Source organism: Streptomyces sp. NPDC050264 (assembly GCF_040655895.1).
In the GTDB taxonomy this organism is placed as follows: Bacteria; Actinomycetota; Actinomycetes; order Streptomycetales; family Streptomycetaceae; genus Streptomyces.
The window spans coordinates 151,960-176,941 of sequence record NZ_JBFAKV010000022.1 but is presented as its reverse complement, the minus strand read 5'-3'; the positions used below and the strand labels follow the sequence as shown (position 1 = coordinate 176,941).

Annotated in this window: 21 protein-coding genes; 3 read left to right on the top strand and 18 right to left on the bottom strand. The window is 71.7% G+C overall.

Annotation, left to right across the window (positions count from 1 at the left end; all coding sequences use genetic code 11):
• Positions 1–71 precede the first annotated feature (71 nt).
• On the bottom strand, positions 72–458 hold the full coding sequence (locus AB0J02_RS32435; RefSeq protein ID WP_363197396.1) for a hypothetical protein: 387 nt from the start codon (positions 456–458) through the stop codon (positions 72–74).
• A 419-nt stretch (positions 459–877) separates the two neighbouring features.
• Here AB0J02_RS32435 and AB0J02_RS32430 point away from each other — a divergent pair, with 419 nt between their 5' ends.
• On the top strand, positions 878–1,834 hold the full coding sequence (locus AB0J02_RS32430) for a HAMP domain-containing sensor histidine kinase (RefSeq protein ID WP_363197407.1): 957 nt from the start codon (positions 878–880) through the stop codon (positions 1,832–1,834).
• Positions 1,827–2,498: a response regulator transcription factor gene (locus AB0J02_RS32425; RefSeq protein ID WP_363197395.1), complete on the top strand. Its 672-nt coding sequence runs from the start codon at positions 1,827–1,829 to the stop codon at positions 2,496–2,498. The genes AB0J02_RS32430 and AB0J02_RS32425 overlap by 8 nt, the downstream gene beginning before the upstream one ends.
• A 33-nt stretch (positions 2,499–2,531) precedes the next feature.
• Here AB0J02_RS32425 and AB0J02_RS32420 read toward each other — a convergent pair whose 3' ends face one another.
• A complete protein-coding gene (locus AB0J02_RS32420; protein WP_363197394.1) occupies positions 2,532–3,473 on the bottom strand; it encodes an endo-beta-N-acetylglucosaminidase H in 942 nt (313 codons plus the stop codon).
• Between the two features lie 284 nt (positions 3,474–3,757).
• Here AB0J02_RS32420 and AB0J02_RS32415 point away from each other — a divergent pair, with 284 nt between their 5' ends.
• Positions 3,758–4,420 carry a phosphatase PAP2 family protein gene (locus AB0J02_RS32415; protein WP_363197393.1) on the top strand — a complete coding sequence of 221 codons (663 nt, stop codon included), beginning with the start codon at positions 3,758–3,760 and terminating at the stop codon, positions 4,418–4,420.
• 17 nt (positions 4,421–4,437) lie between these two features.
• Here AB0J02_RS32415 and AB0J02_RS32410 read toward each other — a convergent pair whose 3' ends face one another.
• Genes AB0J02_RS32410 through asnB form a run of 16 tightly spaced genes read right to left on the bottom strand, consistent with a single transcriptional unit; the run spans position 4,438 to position 24,980 of the window.
• Positions 4,438–5,763 carry a glutamate-1-semialdehyde 2,1-aminomutase gene (locus AB0J02_RS32410; protein WP_363197392.1) on the bottom strand — a complete coding sequence of 442 codons (1,326 nt, stop codon included), beginning with the start codon at positions 5,761–5,763 and terminating at the stop codon, positions 4,438–4,440.
• A gap of 7 nt (positions 5,764–5,770) precedes the next feature.
• A complete protein-coding gene (gene rfbC, locus AB0J02_RS32405; protein ID WP_363197391.1) occupies positions 5,771–6,322 on the bottom strand; it encodes a dTDP-4-dehydrorhamnose 3,5-epimerase in 552 nt (183 codons plus the stop codon).
• A complete protein-coding gene (locus tag AB0J02_RS32400) occupies positions 6,319–7,551 on the bottom strand; it encodes a polysaccharide pyruvyl transferase family protein (protein WP_363197390.1) in 1,233 nt (410 codons plus the stop codon). Before AB0J02_RS32400 ends, rfbC begins: the two co-directional genes overlap by 4 nt.
• Complete coding sequence (locus AB0J02_RS32395) at positions 7,548–8,531, bottom strand: glycosyltransferase family 2 protein (RefSeq protein WP_363197389.1); 984 nt, start codon at positions 8,529–8,531, stop codon at positions 7,548–7,550. Before AB0J02_RS32395 ends, AB0J02_RS32400 begins: the two co-directional genes overlap by 4 nt.
• Positions 8,528–9,826 carry a hypothetical protein gene (locus AB0J02_RS32390; RefSeq protein ID WP_363197388.1) on the bottom strand — a complete coding sequence of 433 codons (1,299 nt, stop codon included), beginning with the start codon at positions 9,824–9,826 and terminating at the stop codon, positions 8,528–8,530. Before AB0J02_RS32390 ends, AB0J02_RS32395 begins: the two co-directional genes overlap by 4 nt.
• Positions 9,823–11,097 carry a DUF4910 domain-containing protein gene (locus tag AB0J02_RS32385; RefSeq protein WP_363197387.1) on the bottom strand — a complete coding sequence of 425 codons (1,275 nt, stop codon included), beginning with the start codon at positions 11,095–11,097 and terminating at the stop codon, positions 9,823–9,825. Before AB0J02_RS32385 ends, AB0J02_RS32390 begins: the two co-directional genes overlap by 4 nt.
• Positions 11,094–12,119 carry an SDR family oxidoreductase gene (locus AB0J02_RS32380; protein ID WP_363197386.1) on the bottom strand — a complete coding sequence of 342 codons (1,026 nt, stop codon included), beginning with the start codon at positions 12,117–12,119 and terminating at the stop codon, positions 11,094–11,096. Before AB0J02_RS32380 ends, AB0J02_RS32385 begins: the two co-directional genes overlap by 4 nt.
• 3 nt (positions 12,120–12,122) lie before the next feature.
• Positions 12,123–12,785 (bottom strand): PIG-L deacetylase family protein, encoded by a 663-nt coding sequence (locus AB0J02_RS32375; protein WP_363197406.1) that lies wholly within the window; start codon positions 12,783–12,785, stop codon positions 12,123–12,125.
• Positions 12,782–13,576 carry a glucose-1-phosphate cytidylyltransferase gene (locus tag AB0J02_RS32370; protein WP_363197385.1) on the bottom strand — a complete coding sequence of 265 codons (795 nt, stop codon included), beginning with the start codon at positions 13,574–13,576 and terminating at the stop codon, positions 12,782–12,784. Before AB0J02_RS32370 ends, AB0J02_RS32375 begins: the two co-directional genes overlap by 4 nt.
• The gene (locus AB0J02_RS32365; RefSeq protein WP_363197384.1) at positions 13,573–14,808 is read right to left on the bottom strand and encodes a class I SAM-dependent methyltransferase; all 1,236 of its coding nucleotides are present in this window, start codon (positions 14,806–14,808) and stop codon (positions 13,573–13,575) included. Before AB0J02_RS32365 ends, AB0J02_RS32370 begins: the two co-directional genes overlap by 4 nt.
• Complete coding sequence (locus AB0J02_RS32360; RefSeq protein ID WP_363197383.1) at positions 14,805–16,013, bottom strand: glycosyltransferase; 1,209 nt, start codon at positions 16,011–16,013, stop codon at positions 14,805–14,807. The genes AB0J02_RS32365 and AB0J02_RS32360 overlap by 4 nt, the downstream gene beginning before the upstream one ends.
• Positions 16,014–16,015: 2 nt before the next feature.
• The gene (locus tag AB0J02_RS32355) at positions 16,016–17,320 is read right to left on the bottom strand and encodes an O-antigen ligase domain-containing protein (protein WP_363197382.1); all 1,305 of its coding nucleotides are present in this window, start codon (positions 17,318–17,320) and stop codon (positions 16,016–16,018) included.
• Position 17,321: 1 nt separating this feature from the next.
• Complete coding sequence (locus AB0J02_RS32350) at positions 17,322–18,863, bottom strand: right-handed parallel beta-helix repeat-containing protein (RefSeq protein ID WP_363197381.1); 1,542 nt, start codon at positions 18,861–18,863, stop codon at positions 17,322–17,324.
• 8 nt (positions 18,864–18,871) lie between these two features.
• Positions 18,872–20,830 (bottom strand): alginate lyase family protein, encoded by a 1,959-nt coding sequence (locus AB0J02_RS32345; protein WP_363197380.1) that lies wholly within the window; start codon positions 20,828–20,830, stop codon positions 18,872–18,874.
• The gene (locus tag AB0J02_RS32340) at positions 20,827–23,016 is read right to left on the bottom strand and encodes a bi-domain-containing oxidoreductase (protein ID WP_363197379.1); all 2,190 of its coding nucleotides are present in this window, start codon (positions 23,014–23,016) and stop codon (positions 20,827–20,829) included. The genes AB0J02_RS32345 and AB0J02_RS32340 overlap by 4 nt, the downstream gene beginning before the upstream one ends.
• Positions 23,017–23,045: 29 nt before the next feature.
• The gene (gene asnB / locus AB0J02_RS32335) at positions 23,046–24,980 is read right to left on the bottom strand and encodes an asparagine synthase (glutamine-hydrolyzing) (RefSeq protein ID WP_363197378.1); all 1,935 of its coding nucleotides are present in this window, start codon (positions 24,978–24,980) and stop codon (positions 23,046–23,048) included.
• Positions 24,981–24,982 lie beyond the last annotated feature (2 nt).

The following is a 24,982-nucleotide window of genomic DNA, read 5'->3' as shown; positions in this document are numbered from 1 at the left end:
CCCCGTAAGAAGACAGCGGATCGGCGGAAGGTCTGACAGCGAATGCGCGGCGGTCGCGCTTGCGGCCAGGATCAGAAGCGGTCCAGGGCCGAGGGGGTGCGCACCCCTTGGACCCCCGCGCGGATGCCGAAATCCGTGTTCGTGAACAGAAGGTTGGCGCTGCGCAGGGAGTTCTTCTCGGACCCGAGCCGGTTCATCAGGTTCTGCACCTGCTCACCCCACGCCTTGTGCCCCTTCTTCAACGCCGCTGACACCAGCCAGCCGTGCCCGTCCTTCGCGTCGAACGCCTTGACCGCGGCGGACGTGTCGCCGTCCGCCCAGTCCCCCGCCTCTTTGGTCTTCGGCTCGATGTCCTGCTCGATCCGGCGGGCCGCCTCTTTCTTCTCGGCCGGTGTCGACGCGAGATTCTTCTGCCCTCCGCCGGCCCCGCCCCCATCGGCCGGAACTCCTCCGGTCACAGTTCCTCTCCCCCCGTGCCAGACGGTGCGGAAACGCGGAACCCGGGGCCGTGGCCCGGTCCCCATTCCCCCACCCACATACATGCATTGCGAATATCGACGGCGAACGTATCAGCGCGACAGCGCCGACAAATGAGGGCTGGACCCCATTGACACGCACCATCCTGGACACGTAAGTGCCAGGTCAGAGCGGTTGTTCACCCTCGCGGGATGTCGGGGGGCGAGATCTTGGAGAGGTGGCGAGGTGCGTAGAATCTCCGCGGCACCGCTGCGCCGGAGGATCCCGCGGCCGAGGGGCCGGGAGCGTGACCGCGGGTGAGTTGGGGGATGAGGGCGTGTCCACTGCGCAGCAGACAGGCAAGTGGGGTCGTAAGGGGCAGCGAGGCGGAGGACGTGTCGGCGTCTCCCTCTTCTGGCGCATCTTCCTCCTGAACTCGGTGGTTCTGGTGCTGGTGACCGGTCTGCTGCTGGGGCCGGTCACGGTGTCCTCGCCCGTGCTGCCGAACGAGGCGGTCATCCTGGTCTCGGGGCTGGCGGTGGTGCTCGGGGTCAACGCGTTCGTGCTGCGGATCGGGCTCGTGCCGCTGCAACGCCTCAGCCGGGCCATGGCCACCGTCGACCTGCTCCACCCCGGCCGGCGGCCCAGCGTGACGGGCCCCGCGGAGATGGCCGATCTCATCACCACGTACAACGCGATGGTCGACCGGCTGGAGCGCGAGCGTGCCCTGAGCGCGGGACGTGCGCTGACCGCTCAGGAGGCGGAGCGTCATCGGGTCGCCCGTGAGTTGCATGACGAGGTGGGTCAGACACTGACCGCGGTCCTGCTCCAGCTCGGCCGTCTCGCCGACCGGTCCCCCGCCGAACTGCGCGGGGAGGCGCGGCAGGCGCAGGAAGCGACGCGCAGCAGCCTCGACGAGATCCGGCGCATCGCCCGTCAGCTGCGGCCGGGGGTGCTGGAGGAACTGGGCCTTGCCAGCGCTCTGCGCGCTCTGGCGGCCGAGTTCACCCGGCAGGGCCTGACCGTGCGGCTCGAGTCCCGCAGCCCCCTCCCCCTCCTCGCCGACGACGTGGAACTCGTGGTCTACCGCGTGGCCCAGGAAGCGCTCACCAACGTCGCACGGCATGCGGGGGCCGACCGCGCCGCCCTGTCCGTACGGGCTACGGAGCGCGGCACCGAGCTGCTCATCCGCGACAACGGCAAGGGAATCGGCCGGGCGGAAGAAGGCGCCGGCATCCGCGGCATGCGCGAACGAGCGCTGCTCGTCGGCGCGTCGCTGGCCCTTGAGTCCGCTCCCGGGCGGGGTACACAGGTGCGGCTGTGGATACCCTCCGGACCGACATCGACCACTCCGCGAAGCGACAGCGCACATGTCTGACACCGGCGGCCACCAGATCCGTGTCCTGCTCGCCGACGACCACGCCCTGGTGCGCAAGGGAATCCGGCTCATCCTGGACAGTGAAGCCGACCTGACGGTCGTCGCCGAGGCGGGTGACGGGGCCGAGGCGGTCGCCGAGGCCAGGAGGGCGGGCGGCGCGCTGGATCTCGCCATCCTGGACATCGCCATGCCCCGCAGGACAGGGCTGCAAGCGGCGCGGGAGATCAGCCAACGCCTCCCGCACCTGCGGCTGCTCTTCTTGACGATGTACGACAACGAGCAGTACTTCTTCGAGGCCCTCAAGGTCGGTGCGTGCGGCTACGTCCTCAAGTCGGCCGCCGACCGGGACCTCGTCTCCGCGTGCCGCGCCGCCATGCGCGACGAGCCGTTCATCTGCGCGGACGCGCAGACCACGCTGGTGCGCACCTATCTCGACCGGGTCCGACGAGGCGACGACCTGCCCGACCGTGCTGTGACCGACCGCGAGGAGGAGGTCCTCAAGCTGGTCGCCGAGGGCCACTCCTCCAAGCAGATCGGTGAGTTGCTCTTCATCAGCGCGAAGACCGTGGAACGCCACCGGGCGAACATCCTCCAGCGACTCGGCATGCGCGACCGCACCGACCTGACGCGCTACGCGATCCGTACCGGCCTCATCGAACCCTGAGCGGCGGACCGTGCGCCGGGGCGTGCGATCGCCCTACGGCGTGTGAACGGCGTCGCTGCCGTACAGCTCCCGGGTGAACGCGGAGACGTCGGCGCTGCGATCGGCGCCGTCGAGGTTGTAGGTCAGATAGACGCCGTACCCCTCGCTGACGGTGCGGCGGGCGAAGTCGGCGGCCGTGCTCTGCGAGGTCCGGCCGATCTCCACGGCCGCCGGCGACAGCTTCGACTTGGGCAGTGCGATGCCGGGGACCTGCCAGGAGCCGTAGTACGGGTTCCAGGCGTAGTCGAACTTGGAGGAGACGTCGACGCCGCCATAGGAGAGGCGCGTTGCGGCCGGTCCGATGTTGTAGAGGCTGATGATCTTGTCCGGCATGTTCGCGCGCAGCGCCGTCGTCAGGTACACGAACGAGCTGTCGTTGGGCTGGCCGGTGCCGTTGTTGCCGTATTCGGCGTACTCGTCGTCGAAGTCGACGCCGTCCAGGCCGTACTTGGTCACGGTGTCCGACAGTTGCTTCGCGAACCCCGAAGCCGCTTGCTGGGAGGGGAAGTTGGCGAAGCCGGCGCCCTGGTGGTTGCCGAGCACCGAGAGGACGACCTTGATGCCCTTCTGCTGCAGCGGCCGTATCTCCGTGGCGGCGTTGTCGAGGACGCGCTGCACGTTCTCGTTGAAGTACAGATAGGCCGCCTTCGTGCCCGTGTCGTAGTTGATGTTCGCCGCGAAGATCACCGCGATGTCGAAGACGTTGCCGCCGCCGTTGGCGAGGGTGTATTTGCCGACGTTCAGCATGCTGTTGTTGTTCACCTCGACGTACGCGACCGAGGTCGGCCCCTGTTTCGCGAGAGCGGGTGCGGGTGCGGGAGTGGGCGCGGGGGCCGCTGCCGCGCCGGTCGTGGCGGTCGTGCCGAAGGCGAGGGCCGCGACGGCCGAGAGCGCGAGCGCGGCCGTCCGCACTCTCCTCCATACCAGAGTGGACATCGTTGATCGGTCTCCCATCGCATGGACCGGCGCCCGACCTGTTCGAAAGCGCCGCGTGAGCCCTCCGAGTTTTCCGCTCCCGTGACCGAATCCCGAGACTCGTGCGCCAACTCTTCACGAACCCCACGCACCTCGTGCCAAGATCGTGTCGACCCGCTTCAACACCGCTGTGTATGAGCGGAGTTGTTCTTCGGACACTGCACGACGGGGGGGCTCGCGTGGGATCGCCTGGCCGGAGCGGACCTGGCAGCAGGCCCGGAGCAGTTCGTCGGTCGGCGCCCGCGGTGCTTCCTCCGTCGCTGCGCGCGCCGCTCGGGGTGATCGCGGCGCTCGCCGCGCTGACGGTCGTCGTGCTCGGGGTCCTGTACGCCGGGCACAGCCAGCCCGGCGGCGTGGACAGGTGGTTCATCCAGCCGACGGCGGACAGTGTGCGGCCGCCGTGGCGGCACGTCGCGCTGGCCATGGACTTCTTCGGGGAGCCCGCCGGATCGGCGCTGGTGGTCGCGGCCGCCGCGGCAGGCTGTCTGCTGCTCCGGCGTCCCCGCGCGGCGGTGTTCGTCGTCGCCGCGGCCGGCCTCGCCGTGGTGACGACGACGCTGCTCAAGTCCCTGGTGGGACGCACCATCCACGGCCCCGACAACCTGTCCTATCCGAGCGGGCACACCGCCTTCCTCACCGCGCTGGCCCTCGCGGTGACGCTGCTCGCGACCGCCCGGCCCGGCCTCGGCGGGACGGCCGGCACGTCACTCGTGCTCGCCGCGGCGCTGGCGGCCGGCGCCGCGATGGGATGGGCGCAGGTCGCCCTGGGCGCGCACTACCCGACCGACGTCCTCGGCGGCTGGTGCACCGCGCTGGCGGTGACACCGGCGACCGCGTGGCTGGTCGACCGGACGGCCGACCGGCTCGGCGGCCGGCCGGCCGACGCCGGTCCGCGCGAGCCTCGCTGACGTCACGTCATGTCACGTCACGCCCGGCGGCGGAACACCGGGCGCACCGGCCGTCCGGCCATCCAGGGGGTGGGGTCGGCGGCGTCCAGTGCCTTCCGGTACACCGCACAGGCACGGGCCACCACCTCGACGGTGCGGTCGATGTCGGCGTCGCTGAGCGCGCTGCTCACCACGAACGACGGGGCCAGCACCCCGCCCATGAGGAGCCGGCGCAGGAACAGGGTGCGGTACTGCTGGGACGGCTGCCCGCTCTCGTCGAGGGTGGCGAAGACCAGGTTGCTGGCCCGGCCCCGGACGAGGAGGTGGTCGCCGACGCCCATGCCGGCCGCCGCGTCGCGGACACCGGCGGCCAGCCGCTCGCCGAGGTCGTGCAGCCGCGCGGTGATGCCTTCCTCGACGTAGGTGGTCTGCACGGCCATCGCGGCTGCCAGGGAGTGCGTCTCCGCGCCGTGTGTGGTGGACAGCAGGAACACCCGGTCGTGGGAGTGGCGCAGCCCTCCCCGCTCCATCAGTGCGCGGCGCCCGGCCAGCGCGGAGACGGCGAACCCGTTGCCCAGCGCCTTGCCGAACGTGGAGAGGTCGGGCACGACGCCGTACAGGCCCTGGGCGCCCGCCTCCGACCAGCGGAAGCCGGTGATCATCTCGTCGAAGATCAGTACGCAGCCGTGCCGGTCGGCCAGTTCGCGCAGGCCCTCGAGGTATCCGGGCGGCGGCTCGGCGTGGCCGGCGGGTTCGAGGATCAGGCAGGCGACCTCGTCCTGGTACCGGGCCAGCAGTTCCCGCGTGGCCGCCAGATCCCCGTAGGGGAACGCCACGGTGAGCTCGGTGGTCTCCGCCGGGATGCCGGCGGACATCGGCGTGGTGCCGATGAACCAGTCGTCGACGGAGAAGAACGGGTGGTCGCCGCAGATCGCCACCCGCGGGCGCCCGGTGACGGCGCGGGCGAGGCGCACCGCGGCGGTGGTGGCGTCGGAGCCGTTCTTGGCGAACTTCACCATCTCCGCGGTCGGCACCGTGGCCAGGAAGCGCTCCGCCGCCTCGGCCTCCACGATGGACGGCCGGACGAAGTTGCTGCCGCGGTCGATCTCCCGCCGCACCGCCTCGAGCACGCGGGGGTGGGCGTGGCCGAGGCTGACCGAGCGCAGTCCGGACCCGTACTCGATGTAGCGGTTGCCGTCGACGTCCCACACGTGGGCACCGCGGCCGTGGCTGATGACCGGGGCCAGGTCCTCGGGGTACTGGTCGTCGCCCTTGGCGTACGTGTGCGCGCCTCCGGGGATCATGGCGTGCAGCCGCTCGTTGGCCCGCCGCGACCGGGGCAGGGGGAACTCTTCTGTGTCCACGTCGATCTCAGCCTGCTCTCTGCTTCAGTGCCTCGGCGAGTCTCGGCGCCTCCCGGTCCCGCTCGGACATCGAGCTGACCGGCAGTGGCCAGGGGATGGCCAGCTCCGGGTCGTCGAAGGCGATCGTCACGTCCTCGGCCGGATCGTGCGGGCGGTCGATCCGGTACGAGGTGTCGGCGGTCTCGGTCAGCGCCTGGAATCCGTGCGCGCACCCCGCCGGGATGTACAGGGTCACCTGTGTCTCGCCGGACAGCTCGAAGAACGCCCGGTTGCGGTAGGTCGGCGAGTCGGGCCGCAGGTCCACGACGACGTCGAAGATCCTCCCGTACGAGCACCGCACCAGCTTGGCCTCGCCGGCGCCGGAGCGCAGGTGCATGCCACGCAGCACGCCCCGGACCGAGCGGGACACGCTGTCCTGGATGAAGGTGTTCGGGTCGAGGCCCACCGAGCGGACCACGTCGGCGTCGAAGGTGCGGCAGAAGAAGCCGCGCTCGTCGGCGTACGGCGTCGGCTCGAACAGGTACGCCCCGGCGATGGCCGGGACTTCGGTCGCTTTCATCGGGCCTCCCGCAGGGCGTGGGCGTGAACGGTCTTCGGGAACAGGGTCGCGGTCAACTCGGCGAACTGGCCCTCCAGTTGACGGGCGGCGGCCAGGTTCCGCCCGGTGAGGGTCTGCCGCAGCTCGGCCGAGCGCTTCTCCAGCTCCCGGAACTGTTCGAGCAGCCGGTCGGCGTCGACCTCGCGCGCCGGGTGGCAGTACGCGCCGAGGCCCATCCGGTCCATGAGCGCGTCGCTCTTCGCCGCGTAGCTGAGCGCGAGCACCGGTGTGCCGGTCTTCAGCGCGCAGATCAGGTTGTGGTAGCGGATCGCCATCACGCTGTCGGCGGCCGCCATCTCCTTCATCAGGTCGGCGAGCGAGGCCGGCTCCGCGGCGGTGACCAGCGGCGAGTCCACCGCGTCGAGGATCGCGGCGACCACCGAGGCGTCGCACTCGTCGCCGGTGAGCAGCCGGACCGGCCTGCCCTCCTCGGCCAGCGCGCGGACGAACCGGACCGTCCCGTCGAGGTAGCGCCGGTATATCTCCTCGGACCGGGCGCGGTCGTCGTTGCCGCCATGGAAGTCCATGACGCCGACGCAGACCGGGCCTGCCGAGCCGGAGGGTGCGCTCGCCCGCGGCGTCGGCAGGGAGAACGCGAGATCGGGGTAGACCTGGTCGCGCGCGGTGTCCACACCCATCGCCCGCATCGCGTCACGGGAGCGGGCGTCCCGGTACGAGCGGTACGCGGCGAACCGCGCCGACCAGCGCACCAGGGCCCGGGTCGGCCGGTTGCCGATCTCGGCGGCTCCTACGCTGACCAGCGCGACCGGGGTGCGCAGCAGCCGGCCGCTCGCGCAGAGCAGGAACAGCGAGTACGGGAAGCCCCAGGGCCGCAACGGCAGCGTGGCCTCCAGGACGCCCATGCCGGGCACGATCACCACGTCGTGCCGGCGCACCCAGGCGGCGGTGCGGGCGATGTCGACGAGTTTGCCGAGGCCCTTCGCCGCGATCGCGCCCGCACGCGACGCTGTCCGGTACTCCCCGCGGTACCAGTGCAGCCGCGTCGCGGGGATCCCGTACCGGGCCGTCACGGTCTCGGGTCCGCCGCACAGCGCGTCCACGTCCGCGTCCGGGTGCTCGGCGCGGAGGTATCCGAGTACCGCTTCGAGCGACCCGTCGTTGCCGAGGTTGCCGGAGCCGAGCAGGCCGAACAGCCCTACGCGCACCGGGGTTTCGTCCACGGACGTCATGCCGGGCCCCCTTCACGGCCTGCACGGCCTGCACGACTTGCACGGTCCTCGCGGCCGGCGACGAGGGCGTCGACGGAGACCGTGAGTCCGGCCGGGCCGACCGGGGCGCGGTCCTCGATCCGCTCGCCGGCGCCCGGCCGTACCCGGCTCGTCATCCAGGCGAGCAGGTGACGGTGGCACGCGCGCCGGTCGGCCGCGGACAGCGGCGCCCGCCGGATCGCGGAGACGAAGCCCCCCAGGTACTCGGCGAGCAGCCGGGGCGTGGGATGCAGCGGGCCGGACCGGCGCGGGTCCAGGTTGACGCACCGGGCGCGCTTGGACGGGTTCGCCCGCTCGGCGCGGGTGGGGTGGTCGCGGCGGAAGTACAGCAGCTCCGGCACCTGGTGGAAGGGGCCGTGCAGGGTGAGTTCGGCGACGAACGTGCGGTCCGCGTGGTGGTAGCTGTCGAGGGGCTTCACGCGGCGCAGCACATCGGCGCGGATCACCCCGTAGAAGTCGTCGCCGCCCGGCTCGACGAGCAGACTGCGAAAGCGCTCCGGCGGGTGCGGGGAGTCGGTGGCCAGCCCGTACTCGTAGGGGATCTTCAGCCGGCCGGCGCCGTCGATGACCGCCTGCCCGGAGTGCGCGAGGATCACCTCCGGCCGCTCGTCCAGCGCCTGCACGCAGGCCCGCAGCAGGTCGCGGGCGTAGAGGTCGTCGTGCGAGGCCCACTTGAACAGCTCGCCGCGGCACTGGGTGAACACGTAGTTGTGGTTGGGTGTGGCGCCGACGTTGCGCAGCAGCCGGATGTAGCGGACGCGTGAGTCCCGCGCGGCGTATTTGCGGCAGATCTCCTCGGTTCCGTCGGTCGAGGCGTTGTCGGAGATGACCAGTTCGAAGTCCTCGTAGGTCTGGCCGAGCAGCGCGTCGAGTGATTCGGCCAGGTACTCCTCGCCGTTGTACACGGGCAGGCCGATGCTCAGCCTGGGTCGGGCGGTCATGAAGTCCTCACTTCGGGGATGGGGTGGTGATGGTGCTCGCGCAGGGCGGACCGCAGTTGCAGCCACCACACGGCCGAGCTGCAGCCGGTCGCGACGGCGACGCCCCAGGCCGAGCCGACCGTGCCGCCGGCGGCCGCTCCGCCGAGGCCGCCGCTGACATAGCAGACGGAGGCGAACAGCTGGCAGCGCAGGCTGCGCCGGGCCGCGGCGAGCGCGCGCAGACCGGCCGCCGCACCGGTGCCGAGGCCGGCGCCCGCGACGCCGAGGGTGACGGGCACGATGAGTTGTGAGGCCAGGTGCCAGACGTCGCCGAGCACGAACTCGCCGAGCCGGTCCGGCATCAGCAGCAGCGCCCCGCCCCAGAGCAGCGCGCCGGCCGCCTGCCCGCCGCCCAGCAGGAGGCAGAACCTGCCGAGGCGGTGCGGGGCCCGCCGCAGAACCCGTGCCGCCTCGGCGACGGTGACCAGCGACAGACCCATCAGCACGGCGAGGAACGGGCCGAGCAGGAGCTCGGCGCCGCGGACCGCGCCCACCGCGCCGACCCCGACGATCACGCCGAGCCCGTACGCCCGCATCTGGTTCGCGCCGCTGAGGCTGACGTTCTCGACCAGGTACCGGTAGCCGAGATCGCGCTGTTCGCGCAGCCATCCGCGGGCCAGGGCCGGCCGGGGCCGGATGCCGGACTGGACGCAGCCGTACCCGGCGGCCACCGTGGCGGACGCGCCCCAGGCGAGGACGAAGGCGGCCACGCTGCCCACGTGGGCCGCCACGACCATCGCCGGGACGAGCGCGACGCCCCACACCAGGTCGTTGACGAACGCCTTCTTCCCGGTGCCGGCGGCGAAGAACGAGTACCGCCACGCGTCCTGCAGCAGCAGCCCCGGCAGCATGACGCCGAGGCAGGCGAACGCGGGCCCCACGCGGCCACCGAGGCCGAGGCCGACCGCGAGACACGCGGCGCCGATGACCGCACCGACGCCGAGCGCGGTGCCCGTCGACCGGGCCGCCGCCGCGCGCCAGGACGCGTACGGCACACCGCTGAAGCGCACCACGAGCGGGTCGGTGGCCAGGCCGCGGGAGACGTTGAGCACCACGCCGTAGGTCACCCAGGCGAGGCTGAACACGCCGAACGCGGTCACCCCCAGCGAGCGTGCCACGTAGATGCCCACCGCGAAGTTGCTGATGCTGGAGGCCGCCTGGTCGGCCAGGCCCCAGGACAGCCTGCCCAGGAGGGCCCGCCGGGCGGACCCCTGCGCCGGCGTCGTCTTCTCCTCCTCGGTGGTCATCGGCGTCATGCCTTGATCAGCCCGGCGCCGCCCAGGGCGTCGGCCGCGACGGCAACGGTGTCGAACGGCAGCCCGGACCGCTCGGCGACATCGAGCAGGCTGTGTGCGCCGTCGGAGAGGTTGAGCACCCAGAGCATGGCCAGCTGCGCCTGCTTCGCGTCGCTGCGCCCGCCGAGCGCGTCGTACAACCCGCGCCGCCCGAGCTGTGGTTCGCCGTACGGGCTGAGGTTGACGTACCGCCGGTTGCGGTCGAGGACCGCGACCGCCTCGCGGCAGACCGCGAGGGTGTCCTCCATGGCCTCGGGCGTGACGAAGTCCGGGTTGTCCGCCGAGGTGTGGTACTCGGGGTATCCGGCGTACGGGGTCCGGCTGAGCGAGCCCACTCCGAGATCGAACCCGGGCGAACAGTACTGGCGCTCGTCGTAGCCGTACGGAGTGAACTCCTTGACGTGGTGAGGCCGTTCGGTAGCGGCCAGCACATGCCGCATCACCCGGTCGATCTCCGCGTCGCCGCGCCTGCTCCGCTTGTACGTCAGGTGGCCCGAGTCGCCCGCGCAGGCCAGCACGAGGCCGTGCTTGACCTGCTCGATCCGCTCCGCGTTGCGGGCCAGCCAGGTGATCGCCCCGATGGTGCCGGGCGCGTAGATGAACCGGTAGGTGTAGTACGGCGTCCGCTCCGCCAGCGCCTTGGCAAGGAACGTCGCCACCGCGATGCCGGCCAGGTTGTCGTTGGCCAGCGACGGGTGGCAGACGTGGCAGGAGACGATCACCTCGTCGGCGACCTGGCCGGGGACGAAGTGCTCGGCGTAGGTGAGGTGGCCGTCCGCGAGTGTGGAGTCGATGCGCACCTCGTAGTCGCCGTCCGGCAGCGCGTCCAGGGTCTCCTGGGCCAGGCAGAATCCCCAGTCCGGCGTGTAGTAGCTGGTGCGGTACGGGACCAGGCCCGGTTGGTCCGGCAGGGTGTGCAGGTGTGCGCGCAGTTCGGCCAGCGGCATGGTCCGCGCCACCGGCACGCTGTAGCCGAGCACGTGCAGGCTGGACGCGGCGAAGTCGACGACCCGGCGGCCGGTGGCGTCGGCGACGTACGCGTCACGGATGTTCCACTCCTGCGGGACCGTCCAGTCGAGCACCTGCGTCCCGGTGGGCACCTCGTGCACCTGCAGCGGGACGTACTCGCCGACGATGTCCAGGGTGGCGCGCACCCCGTCGCCCGTGATGCTCCGGCACAGCGGGTACAGCCGCTCCACGAGCGCGTGCATCTGTTCGCCGGGCGCGGTCATCGGCGCCGCCGCAGGGTGTCGTCGACGGTGCCGGCGTCGGACGCCGCGCGCAGCACGGCGAGCCGGGTGAAACGTTGCTCGAAGGCCTCCCGGGTCAGGCCGTGTTTGCGGTAGGCGTCGGCGAGTTCGAGCGCGCCCTGCTTCACCGTCCACTCGCAGTCGAAGCCGGGGATCGCCGCGCGGAACCGGGAGAAGTCCACCCGGTACGAGCGCGGATCGGCGCCGTTCTCCCCGGTGATCCTCACCTGTGCGCCGGACACCGCCTCGGCGACCTGGTCGGCGATCTCGGCGACCGTGACGTTGTTGGTCTCGCTGCCGATGTTGAACGCCCGGTCGTGCACGGCCTCTTGGGGCGCGGTCAGCGCGGCGGTGAAGGCCCGCGCGATGTCGGCGGCGTGCACCAGCGGGCGCCAGGGGGTGCCGTCGGAGAGCACCAGCACCTCGCCGGAGAGGAGCGCGTGGCCCACCAGGTTGTTCAGCACGATGTCGGCGCGCAGCCGGGGCGAGTACCCGAAGGCGGTGGCGTTGCGCATGAACACCGGGCTGAAGTCGCCGTCGGCGAGCGCGTGCAGGTCGTCCTCCACCCGCACCTTGGACTCCGCGTACGGCGTCACCGGGCGCAGCGGGGCGTCCTCGCCCACCAGGTCGTCGCCGCCGGCGGCGCCGTAGACGGAGCAGGTCGACGCGTACAGGAAGCGCCGCACTCCGGCCTCGCGGGCGAGGCGGGCCAGGCGTACGGACGCGTGGTGGTTGATGTCGTAGGTGAGTTCCGGCGCCAGCGATCCCAGCGGGTCGTTGGAGAGCGCGGCCAGGTGGATCACGGCGTCCACCCCGGCCACGTGGTCGGCGGTGACGTCGCGCAGGTCCACCCGGTGCCCGGACGGGTCCGCGGGCGTCGGGCCGAGGACGCAGTCGGCGAACAGGCCGGCGTCGAGACCGACGACTTCGTGTCCGGCAGCCGCCAGGACCGGGGCCATCACGGTGCCCAGGTAGCCCTGGTGTCCGGTCAGCAGTACGCGCAAGGTTCAATCCCCCAGTGTCGAAGTGCCCAGATCGAGCGTGAGTTTGGTGACGGCGAACGCCTCGGCGTAGCGCGCGTGGCATTCGATGCCGCGGATCCGCGCGAGGCCGAGGAAGGCTTCCCGGTCGTACCAGGGCCGGTGCCGCTGCGAGGGGTAGTGCTCCTGCAGCAGCCGCACCTTCTCCTCGGCGGTCTGCGGCGACAGCGGCTGGTACGCCGCCGGGCGACCGAGGTCGCCGTCCCATTTGACGATCTCGTAGCCGAGTACGAGGTGGTCGCGGAAGGCGGTGGGTATCAGCCGCGCCAGGCCCCGGTGGTCCTGGTGCGCGTCCTCGGTGCGCGGGGCCAGGATCAGATCCGGTTCGGTCTCCGAGCGCAATTCCTCGACCGCGGCCTTGGCCTCCTCCCAGTGCACGGGCATCCGGCCGTCCGGCAGCTTGAGCACGGTCAGCCGCAGGTCGGCGCCCGGGCAGAAGGCGGCGAGCGCGGCCCGCTCCTCCCGCTCGCGCTCGCTGCCGCCGCCGGAGAGCACCAGCGCGTCGACGCGGACGCCGGGCCGCGCGCGGCACAGCGTCAGCAGCGTGCCGCCTGCGCCGATGGCGATGTCGTCGCAGTGCGCGCCCACGGCGACGATCCGGTCCAGGGGTCCGGCCCCGAGCCGGATCACGCTCTCGCCCCGGCGGTGTCGCGTTCCCACACGGCCCACGGGCGGTCGCCCCGGGTGTAGGCGTCGTCGAGCGCGGCCCGTTCCTTCACGGTGTCGGTCGGCTTCCAGAAGCCGCGGTGCTGATGCGCCACCAGGCGTCCCTGCTTGGCCAGTTGGCCGCACCCGTCGGCGACCAGATCGCCGTTCTCCGGTATGTGGTCGAAGACCTCCTGACGGAGCACGAAGTAGCCGCCGTTCTCCCACAGCGGCATGTCGCTCACCGCGGTGATGCCGCCCACCAGGCCGTCCTCCCCCAACTCCACGCAGTGGAACGAGGACTGCGGCGGCACCACCATCATCGACGCCCCGGCGTCGCGCCGGGCGAACCGGTCGATCATCTCCGGCAGCGGCGCGTCGGTCAGCACGTCGGCGTAGTTGGCGAGGAACATCTCGTCGCCGTCCAGGTGGTGCCGCACCCGGCGCAGCCGCTCCCCGATCGGCGACTCGATACCGGTCTGCGCGAACGTGATCGTCCAGTCCGCGATGTCGGTGGAGAGGAGTTCGGTCCGCCCGCCCCGCAGCACGAAGTCGTTGGACGTCGTCTCCTCGTAGTTGAGGAAGAAGTTCTTGATGTGGTGGGCCCCGTATCCGAGGCACAGGATGAACTCCGTGTGCCCGAAGTGCGCGTAGTAGCGCATGACGTGCCAGATCAGCGGACGCGGGCCGACCATCGCCATCGGCTTGGGCACGTCGTCCGCGGCGCCGCTGCGCATCCGCATCCCGTAGCCCCCGCAGAACAGGACGACCTTCATGACTTCACCTCGGCAATGCTCAGTTCCGGTATGGGAAAGACAAGGCGGCCGCCCCACTCGTGCACGAACGACAGCTGCTCGACCAGCTCGTCCCGCAGGTTCCACGGGAGCACGAGGACGTAGTCGGGCCGGTCGATGCCGATCTGCTCGGGCGACAGGATCGGGATGCGGGTGCCCGGGGTGAATCTGCCGTGCTTGTAGGGGTTGCGGTCGACCGTGTACGCGAGCAGGTCGGGCCGGATGCCGCAGTGGTTGAGCAGGGTGTTGCCCTTGCCCGGGGCGCCGTAGCCGACGACCGTCTCGCCGCGCTCGGCCGCCTCGATGAGGAACTTCAGGAGGTCCCGGCGCACCTTGGCCACCCGGGCGGAGAACTCGGTGTACCCGGAGAGTTCCTGCAGCCCGGCGGCCTTCTCCCGGGCCAGTACGTCGACCACCCGCTGGGTCGGCTCGCCGGCCACCTCGGCCGGCCGGGCAAGGAGACGGATGGAGCCGCCGTGCGTGGGCAGCAACTCGACGTCCACGAGCGCGAGTCCGCCGCTTTCGAGCGCCCGGATCGCGGACGCGACCGTGTAGTACTGGAAGTGCTCGTGGTAGATCGTGTCGTACTGGTTCTCCTCGATCAGGGTCAGCAGGTGCTGCACCTCGATGGAGACCCAGCCGTCGTCGGCGACCAGGGCGCGCAGCCCCTGGGTGAACCCGACCACGTCGGGGATGTGCGCGTACACGTTGTTGGCCACGACCAGGTCCGCCGGGCCGTGTTCGGCGCGGACGGCCGTGCCGGTGGCCGGGGACAGGAACTCCGTGAGCGTGGGCACGCCGGCGTCCCGCGCCGCGGCACCGACGTTCACCGACGGCTCGATGCCCAGGCAGCGGATCCCCCGGTCCACCATGTGCCTGAGCAGGTACCCGTCGTTGCTCGCGACCTCGACCACGAAGGATTCGGCGCCGAGGCCGAGGCGCTGTACGGCGTCGGCGACGAACGTGCGCGCGTGCTCCACCCAGGAGGTCGAGAAGGAGGAGAAGTACGCGTACTCGCTGAACGTCTCCTCCGGCGTGATCAGCGGAGGGATCTGCGCCAGCCAGCAATCGGTGCAGACCCGCAGGTGCAGCGGGTACGCGGGTTCCGGCCGATCCAGTTGGTCCGCCGCGAGAAAGCTCTCGCACGGTGGTGTCGCCCCCAGGTCGACGACGCTCGCCAGCGTCGCCGAGCCGCAGAGTCGGCATCGTGTCATTTACTGCCCCCCATTGATTCCGTCCGTCCCGCGATCGCGGTGCGGTACCCCTCCACCAGGCGTTCGAGGCCGACGGCGGGAGTGAACCCCTGCTCGTAACGGCGTCGGGCCGCCCGGCCCATCTCCCGGTTGCGGTCCGGTTCGGCCGCGATCCGGCGTATGCAGGACGCGAGCGAGGAGGCCTCGCCCGGCCGGTGCAGCAGCCCGCTCACGCCGTCCTCGACGAGTTCGACGAAGGCGCCGTGACCGGCGGCGACGGTCGGTACCCCGGCCGCCATCGCCTCCACGACCACCAGGCCGAACGCCTCCAGCCACGTCGAGGGCGCGACCACGGCGACCGACCGCGCGACGGCCTCCCGGCACTGGGCCGGGTCGTACAGGCCGACGTAGCGCACGTCGTCCCGGCCCGCCGCCCAGGCGGTCACCTCGTCCTCCAGCGGCCCCGCGCCGGCGATCACGAGTGGTACGCCCACACCGCCGTCCGCCGCGAGCTCGTCCCAGGCGGCCATGAGCAGCCGCACTCCCTTGGCCTCCGCGAGCCGGCCGAGGTAGAGCACGTGCTCACCGGCGCCCGCCCGGCGCGTGCCCGGCTCCGGCACGAAGTTGTGCTTCACCGCCAGCCGCTCGGCGGGCATGCCGGCCCGTACCAGGACGTCGCGCTGCGCCGCGGAGATGCAGAAGAACCGCTCGACGCCGGACCACCAGCGCCGCCGGTTGACCGACAGGCTGACCGCGAGCGGGACCGTCGCGAGGCGGGAGCCGCGGTAGCAGCCGTGCCGGACGGCCGGCAGGGGCGTGGTCCCGACGCACTCGGTGCACGGCCGGCCGTCCCGTTGCAGCGTGCCGGGCGGGCAGATCTGGGTGTAGTTGTGCAGGGTCGCGACGGCGGGTACGCCGGCGTCGGCGCAGGCGGCGAGGACCGCGGGCGACAGGAGCGGGAAGACGTTGTGGACGTGGACGACGTCCGGCCGCTCGGTACGCAGCCGGGTGGCGAGTTCGGTGCGGACCGCCGGGTTCCACGGCACGAGCAGCGGCACCGCGACCTTGCCGGGCAACGACCGGCCGGCGATGGTGTCGCTGCGCCGCTCGAACACCTCGACCCGGTGGCCCGCCGCGCGCAGCAGCTCCACCTCCTGGTCGACGACCTTGTTCTCGCCGCTCGGCTGTGCCGAGGCGTAGCGGTTGTGCACCACGAGGATGTGCATGCTCAGGTCACCTCCGGTTTCCGGGTCCTTCGCGGGACGCGGCGTCGGGGGACCGCGAGTGTCGGGGGCGCGGCGGCCGTGGCGGGCGCCGCCAACAGCGAGGCGGCCACGGCCAGATGCAGCAGATACGGCGAGGCGTCGCCGAGACCGGCCTCGGTGTACGAGGCGATCGCGCAGTAGCTGATCAGGAAGAGCGCGCAGGCCCGCTGCAGCGACGGCGGCCGCAGCAACGCGACGCCGGCGAGGACGATGATGATCGCCGCCACGACGGCGGTGCCGATCAGTCCCTGCTCCTGGTAGACGGCCAGCCAGCTGTTGTCGATCGGCAGCCCGGCGAACGACTTGTCGCCCAGCCCCATGCCGAACAACTGCTCCGTCATCGTCCGGGGCGCTGCCAGCAGGGCGTCCCAGACCTTGGCCCGGCCGGTGAGGTTGGAGAAGTTCTCCTGGCTCTGCCCGCGCAGGAACCACGCCTGCAGCGCGGAGCTGAACCCCACCGCGGCCACCGTGGCGATCAGCACCGTCCAGGCGAAGAACCGGCGGGCCGCGGCGCTGGTCAGGATCAGCGAGCCGATCGCCACCGCGAGACCGATGAGCAGGCCGAGCGTGGCCGTACGGGTATGGGTCAGGGCGAGCAGGACCAGGGACGGCACGATGACCACCACCGCGCTGGTCCGGTCGGTCCGCCGCCCCAGTACGAGCAGCACGGTGAGCCCGATGATCACCGCGGCGTACTGTCCGATCTGCGGCGGGGTGAGCGGCCACAGCGCGCCGACCAGGCGTCCGCCGTAGAGGTCGGGCAGGGCGGCGCCCGGCGAGACGACCAGGCCGGCGGCCACCGATCCGAGCACCGCGAAGTACATCCGGATGTGGTGCCGGACGAACGTCGGGCCACCGTCCCACCAGCGGCTGAGCAGCCACAGTGTGGCGATGAAGAGAGCCAGCCGGCCGCAGCGGAACAGCGCGCCGAATCCGGACTCCAGGTCCGCGCTGGAGATCACGCTCGGCACCAGCAGCAGGGTGAGCAGGAACAGGAAGGCGCCGGCCCGGATGCGCAGCCGGAGGTTGACCGCGAGCGCCAGCGCGAACGCGGCGACCAGCGCGCCCATGGTGACCATCTGGATGAGGGACCGGGGCAGCGGGACGATGGTCTTCGCGCCGGCGGAGCCGAGGGTGTTGAGGACCAGCAGCCCCCAGACGATCCCGACGATCTTCGGTGTGCCGTCGGGGCGCGGTGTGGCGCCGGGCCGGGTGGCCTCGGTGTCCGCTCCGGCCGGCAGCTGATCGCGTGTCAGGTCTCTCCCCATCTCAATCACCGGCCTGTGCCGGGAAGGTGCTGCCCGCGTCCTGCTGGTACGGCGCGTTTCGCCACTCCCCGAAGTCGAGCACCTGGCTCGGGTCGTGGGCGACGAATTTCCACGGCCCGACGTAGACGTTGTCGTGCCAGCGGTTGTGCTGCTTGCGGGTGATCGCCTCGGCGACGCTTTCGCCCTTGTACGGCGACCAGTCCGGGTAGGTGCCGTAGTTGGCGAGGACCGACATGCGGTCGCACTTCACCGTGCACTTGAGGACGGACTTGTCCAGCACGAAGCGGTTGTCGTGGATGTCCACGCGCTGGGTCTTCCAGCGGCAGTCGGCGTAGAGCGGTGCTTTGGCGATCGCCGGCCGCGCGCAGCGGTCGGTGGAGCGCACCAGCAGGGTGCAGTCGCCGGACGAGGTGTTGGCGGGGCTGTTGCAGAACCGGTCGGCGTTCTCCCACAGGGTGATCCCGGACCAGTTGTTCTCCAGTACGTTCCGGTAGATCTCGATCCGGTCGGTGCGGGCCCGCACCCGTGGTTCGCCGCCGGACTCGGACAGGTAGACGGTCGCGAACGGGAAGCTGTCGCCGCTGTCGGCCGCGCTGCGGCCCTCGACCCAGTTGTTCCGCCGGATCGTGTTGTCGCGGATGACCGCGTTGTAGCTGGTCTCGTAGATCAGCGCGGCGCCGTCGTTGGCCTCGATCACGTTGTTCTCGATGCGGAAGTCGTTGTTGTTGGTGTCCGCCCACAGTCCGGTCCCGCGGTTGTCGTGCACCCAATTGCCGCGTACATCGGCGCCGTTGACGGCCCAGAACTTGATGCCGCCGGTGCAGCCGCAGCCCTTGCGCCGCCGTTCCCAGTCGCCGGTGTTGTTGCCGACGATCTCGTTGTCCTCGACGACCAGGCCACTGATCCGGCCGTGGGCCTTGTACGCGTTCATGCCGTACTGGCCGTTGTCGCGCAGGCAGTTGGCGCGGACCTGCTGGCGGGCACCGGCCATCAGCCCGGCGCCGGTGTTGCGCTGGATCGTCGCGTGTTCGATCACCCATCCGTCGGCCGAGTCGTGGTTGACCACGCCCTCGTCGGGCGGCGCCACGAAACGCTGCACGGTCAGGTGGCGGATGGTGACGTCGCGGGCCCTGCCGCCGAAGGCGTACTGGTTCTTCTTCCGGCCGTCGAGCACCGCGCCCGGCGCACCCAGATAGCGGTCCCCTTCCTTGGGGATGACCTGGGCGTAGCGGTCCGGGTCGAGCCTGTGCGTGCCCGGTCGCAGCCAGAACGTGGTGTGCGGCGGGCTGCTCCTGGTCTTCGCCGCCAGGTCGCCGACCTTCGAGGGGTCGATCTGCACCGCCCCCTTCGGCGCCTTCGCCGGCCCGGCAGCGGGCTCGGCACACACCCGGGCCACGGGCCGGGCCGCGGACGTGGCGGACGTCGATGGCGCGGCCTCGGGCTCCGGCTCGGTCCCCGGCGTGCTCTCGCACCCGGTCGCCGTCAGCAGGGCCAGCGCCAGCGGTGCCGCCGCCAACGCCCAGTGCCGCCTCTTGTTCCCCACGCGCCCCCCTAGCCGTGGAACCTGAGGACGGTGGTGAACCCCTGCGTGCCGTCGGCGAAGCCGCTGCCGACCAGCGTGGTGGCGGGTTCCTTCCGCCCGAAGCCGGCGGAGTACCAGCCCAGCGGCGGGTCGCTCTCGCCGCGGTGCGCCCGCCAGTCCAGCTGTCCGGGCAGGTCGAGCACCGCGGAGCGGTCCTCGCCGTCCCGGGTCCAGGTGAGCACGGCCTGGTCGCCCGCGAGGTCCGCGGTGATCGCCGGGCCGAGGTGGAACGCCAACTGCACGTCCCGGCGCGGGCCGCGCACCTCGTCGACGATCCTCACGTCGCCGCTCTCGGCTGTCAGTTCCACCTGGCGGCGGTGCACAGAGGGTTGGTAACCGTCGTGCTCGGCGCACCAGCGGGACGTCTCGGCGGCCAGGACGCGGCTGCGGGCCTGCCGGGTCCACAGGAAGGGGCCGCCGGAGACGGACTGGTCGGTGCCGTCCAGTCGCAGGGTGTTGTGGCCGAGGGTCGACCGGAAGTACTGCCGCCACTCGGGTTGCCCGTGGTAGCAGAACGTCCCCGGGTCGGCGAGGACGTCGACCCCGTCGTGCCGGACCTCCACGGACAGCGCGTCCGCGTGGGCGTGCGCGGCGATGGACAGGAAGCCGTGCGGGCCGCCGTCGCAGCGGCACCAGATCTCTCCCCGGCTGCTCTCCCGCGGGCTGCGCAGGATGGTCATGCCCGCGTCGGCGAAGTGGGCCGGCCGGCTCGCCGGGCGGGCCGGGACCGGTGCGGTGTCGTTCTTCGCGTACGGGCGGATGAGCGCGGCGATCAGAGGGGTGCGCACATCGGTGCCGGTGACCTCAGGCCACCAGGCGAGCCGGCCGAACACGGCGTCCCCGGTGGCGAGGAGCGAGGTCCAGCGGTCGGTGCCCGTGCCGTCCACGACCAGACCGTGCCCGTCGTCCGCGTCCCCCTGGCGCGGCGGCCGTAACCGGCCGTCCACGACGGCCGCGAGCGCGTCGGTCATCCGCAGCAGTACCTGACGGATCGGCGCGGGGACCGGCACGTCGGCGGCGTCCGCCTCGGCCACCGCGGCCAGACCGAGCTCAAGGACCAGTCCGTGGTATTCGGTGGCCAGTTCGCGGTTGAGGCCGGAGTCGAAGGTGTTGGCGCGCAGCTGCTGCTCCAGGGAGCGCAGCGCACCGGCCCGCCAGCGCGCCGAGGACGGGAACCACCCGAACGCGCAGGCCCCGGCGAGCTGCCCGGCGGCCTCGGCGATGACGTGGTTGTTCGCCGAAGACCCCCGGCTGGGGAAAGCCGCCAGCCAGCGCTGGTGGTGCCAGATCTGGTTCAGCGCCACCGGGTTGCCCTCGAACAGTCCTGCCGCGCCCGGCCAGCCGTCGAGCAGCCGGCGGACCCACACCCAGGACAGCAGCCGGATGCCCAGCTCGATGCCGCTGATCCAGTGCACGCCGCGCAGCGGTGGGTTGGCCGACCACCACGACCGCAGGTGTGCGGCCACGCGCTCGGCGTACCGCTCCTGCCCGGTGACGGCGTAGGCGGCGGCGAGCACGGTGAGGTACTGGTGCCGGGACAGCTCCCAGATCTGCTTGATGTCCCCGACCGCGTCCTCGTTCCGGTACGGCACGTCGAAGGCGTAGCCCCACGGGGCACGGCGCCCGGTCTTCGGGTCGCACCACCAGTCCGGGTCGGTCAGGTCGTCGCGGACCACCCCGAAGTACTCGGCGTGCCCGTACATCAGCCGGTCCGCCTCGGCGACGAGGCGCTTCGCGGCGTCCGGGGGTATCGCGGCGATCGTCCCGGCGGGCAGTACCGCGGTGAAGCGGGCACCGGTCACCTCAGGGCAGTCGGGCCGCGCCGACCGCCACCGCCGCCGGCGCACCGCGTCGCCCACCCGGCCGCCGACCTCACGCGGTTGCATCCGGGAAAGGCGGCGCAGGTACCAGCCCGCGGTCATGGTCATCGCGCCCTCGCCAACGTCACGGGCGCGCCGCCGGCCAGGCCGGCCCGCACGGCGAGGGTGGCCGACGTGGTGGCGACCAGCGACTCCAGCGGCACCGGCATCGGCCCGCCGGTGCGCACGGCCCTGACGAACGCGGCGAGTTCGGCGGACTGGCCCTTGTCCCGGGCCTTGGGCAGCCGCGAACTGACCCACTTCTTACGGCCGTACACCGAGGCGCGGACGAAGTCGTCGAGCCGCAGCACCTTGCCGTCCGCGACGAGATCCAGCGTCTCCTTGGGGAAGCCGGGCGCGCCGGTGGTGACGTAGCTGATGGTGGCGGTGGACCCGTCCGGGTAGCCCAGTACGACCTGGAGGTCCTCGTTGCCGGAGGGGGCGAGCGCGTACACCGAGACCGGGTCGGCTTCGAGCAGCCAGCTCGCCGTGTCGATGAAGTGGCCGCCCTCACCGGCGAACCGCGAGCCCTCGGTGCCCTGTTGGAGGTACCAGCTGCCGTGCTGCAATTGGCCCGCGTTGACCAGGTAGCGCAGGCTCGCCGGGCCGGTCCTGGCGCCGAACCGCTTCCTGGCCTCCTGGAGCAGCGGCGCGAACCGGCGGTTGAAGCCGACCTGCAGCCGGTCGTTGCCGGATTCCTCCACCGCCGCGAGTACGCCGGTCAGTTCGTCCTCGGTGAGGGCCAGGGGCTTCTCCACGAACACGGTCTTGCCGGCCAGCAGTGCCTTGCGGGTCAGTTCGGCGTGCGAGCTGTGCCGGGTGACCACGAACACGGCGTCGATGGACTTGTCGCCGAGCACGGCGTCGAGGTCGGTGGTCGCCTCGGCGAAGCCGAACTTGCGCTGCGCGTTGGCGGCGGACAGCGCCGTCGTGGTGACGACGGTCGACAGCTCGACGCCGTCGCGCTGTGCCAGGTGCGGCAGCAGCATCGACGTCGCGTAGTTCCCCGCGCCGATGAACGCGAGGCGCACCGGTGCCTTGGCGGTCCTGGCCGGGGTGACCGCTCCCCCGCCGCTGCGCTTCACCTCGGGCACGGCCACCGCCGGGGTCTCCGCTTCCCGTTCCGCCGTCTGTTCGGGGTAGCGGAACAGCGCGGTCACGGCCTTCAGTTCGCCGTCCTTCAGACGCCGGTACGTCTCGACGGCGTCGTCGAAGTCGGCGATGTGGGAGACCAGGGGCTCCACGTCGACGCTGCCGCGGGCGAGGAGGTCGAGGAAGCACGCCAGGTTGCGGCGCTCGGTCCAGCGCACGTAGCCGATCGGATAGTCCCGGCCTTCGAGTTCGTACCCCGGGTCGTAGCGCCCGGGGCCGTAACTGCGTGAGAACCGGACGTCGAGCTCTTTCTCGTAGTACGCGTTCCACGGCAGGTCAAGGCGGCACTTGCCGATGTCGACGACCCGGCCGCGGTCCCGGCAGAGCCGGGCGGCCAGCTCGACGGGCTGGTTGCTGTCGCCGCCGGCGGCCAGGTACACCTGGTCCACGCCGTGCCCGTCGGTGAGTTCGGCGACGGCGGCTTCCACGGCCGCGGACGCGGGATCGCCGCAGGCCGCGGCGCCCAGGCGCTCGGCGAGTTCGCAGCGGGCCGGGTCGGGGTCGGCCCCGACGACGCGGACCCCCGAGGCGGCGAGGAGCTGCACCACCAGCTGTCCGATGAGACCGAGGCCGACGACCAGCGCCACTTCGCCGAGTTGCGGCTCGCCCTGGCGGACGCCCTGCAGCGCGATCGACCCGACGGTGCCGAAGGCCGCGTGCCGCGGCGCGAGGCCGTCCGGCACCGGGGTGTACAGGTTCTTCGGCACCCAGTTCAACTCGGCGTGCAGCGCGTGCTCGTTGCCGGCGCAGGCCACGAGGTCGCCGACCTTCACGTCGTCGATCCCGGGGCCGACCTGCTCGACCACCCCGCACAGCGAGTAGCCCAGCGGGGTGTAGGAGTCCAGTTTGCCCATCACCTTGCGGTAGGTGGCGGGCACCCCGTTGGTGGCCACGCTCTGCATGACCTTGGCCACCTGGTCAGGACGGGAGCGGGCCTTGCCCAGCATCGACATGCCGGCCTCGGACACCTTCATCAGCTCGGTCCCGGTGGATATCAGCGAGTAGGCGGTGCGGACCAGCACCCCGCCCGGCTTGCAGCCCGGCACCGGCACGTCGAGCACCGCCAGCTCGCCGCTCTTGTAGTTCTGCACTACCTGTTTCACCCGAAGTCCCCTTGTTTCTACGCCGTCTTCTACGCTGCCGAGCGAGCTGTCCGGCCGGCCCCGGAGGTCGCGTCGCGGTACCAGTACTCGAGGGTCAGCACATGCCACAGATGCTTGGAGAAGTCCCGCTGTCCGGCGGCGTCCTCGGCGACCATGCGCGCCAGCGCGTCGCGGCGCAGGATCCCGGAGTTGACGAGCACGCCGTCGTTGATCACCTCGCGCACCAGCGGCGCGAGATCCCGGCTCATCCAGGCGCGCAGCGGTGCGCTGAACAGACCCTTGGGCCGGTAGACGATCTCCCGGGGCAGGATCGAGGTGGCCGCCTCCTTGAGGACGGCCTTGCCCTGCCGTCCGACGATCTTGCGGTCGCCGGGCACGGCGAAGGCCGCCTTGACCACCTCGACGTCCACGTACGGCACCCGCACCTCGGTCGACGCGGCCATGCTCGACCGGTCCGTGTAGGCGAGGTTCAGGCCCGGCAGGAACATCCGGGCGTCGCCCAGGCACATGCGGTTGACGAAGTCGTCGAGGTCGTTGTCCTCGTAGATGTCCGCGTGCTCGGTCAGCACGTCGTCGACCGTCCCGGCCAGGTCAGGATCGACCAGGGCGAGCAGCTCGTCCTGGTCGTACATGGTGTAGCTGCGCCGGAACGCGGTCTCCTCCGGCAGGTCGGCGAAGGAGAGGAACCGCTTCGCGAAGCGCACCGACCGGTACCCCCGGCGGGCCGAGGCGACCGGCAGCCGGTCCACGGCCTTGGAGAGGCCGCGCCGCAGGGGCCGCGGTACACGCTGGTAGCGCAGCGCGAGCAGGTTGGCCAGGTGCTTGCGGTACCCGGCGAACAGCTCGTCGGCGCCCATCCCCGAGAGCATCACCTTGACCCCGGCCTCCCGGGCGGCCTCGCAGATCAGGAAGGTGTTGATCGCGGCGGGGTCGCCGATCGGCTCGTCCAGGTGGTACGTCATCCGCGGCAGCAGGTCGAGGACGTTCGGGGCGATCTCGATCTCGTGCAGGTCGACGCCGAACCGCTCGGCCACCTGCCGGGCGTAGCGCAGGTCGTCCGGCATCGCCTCGAACTTCGCGTCCTCGGCGCGGAACCCGATCGTGTAGGCGGAGATCCCGGGCCGGTCGCGGGCCGCGAGCGCGGTCAGGTAGCTGGAGTCGAGGCCGCCGGAGAGGAAGGTCGCCACGGGTACGTCGGAGAGCATGTGCCGCCGGGTCGACTCCTCGACGACGGCGGCCAGGTCGGGCAGTTCGCCGCTGCGGGCCCGCTCCCGGCCCTCGGCGGCGACGTCCTTCAGCTTCCAGTACGTGCCGCGCTCCACCCGCCCGTCGGGAAGGCATCTGAGCCAGCTCCCCGGCGGCAGTTTCTCCGCCTCGCGGAACGCGCACCGCGTGTCCGGCACCCAGTAGTAGAGCAGCGAGGCCACCAGCGCCGCGTGGTCCACCTCCAGCGATCCGCCGGTGGCGGCGGCGAGCGCCTTGAGTTCGGAGGCGAACACCAGGCCCGCGCCGCGCCGGAGCAGGAACAGCGGTTTGATGCCCAACTGGTCGCGGGCGAGCACCAGTTCACCGGTCCGCTCGTCGAAGATCCCGAACGCGAACATGCCGCGAAGGCGGGGCAGGCAGTCCGTGCCCCAGCGCCGCCAGGCCTCGAGGACCACCTCGGTGTCGGAGGTACCGCGGAAGCGCACCCCGGCGGCGGCCAGCTCGGCACGCAGTTCGGGCGCGTTGTAGAGCTCTCCGTTGTACGTGAGGACAAGACCGTCGGAGACCATCGGCTGGGCGCCCGTCCCGGACAGGTCGATGATGGCGAGCCGACGGTGCCCGAGGTGCACGTCCCCGTCACCGACGGGGTGGCTGTAGCGGCCCGACCCGTCGGGACCGCGGTGGGCGAGGGTATCGGTGAGCCGGTCGGTCACGGCCTTCCCGTCCGGCCACCGGTACGTGCCTGCGATGCCACACATGT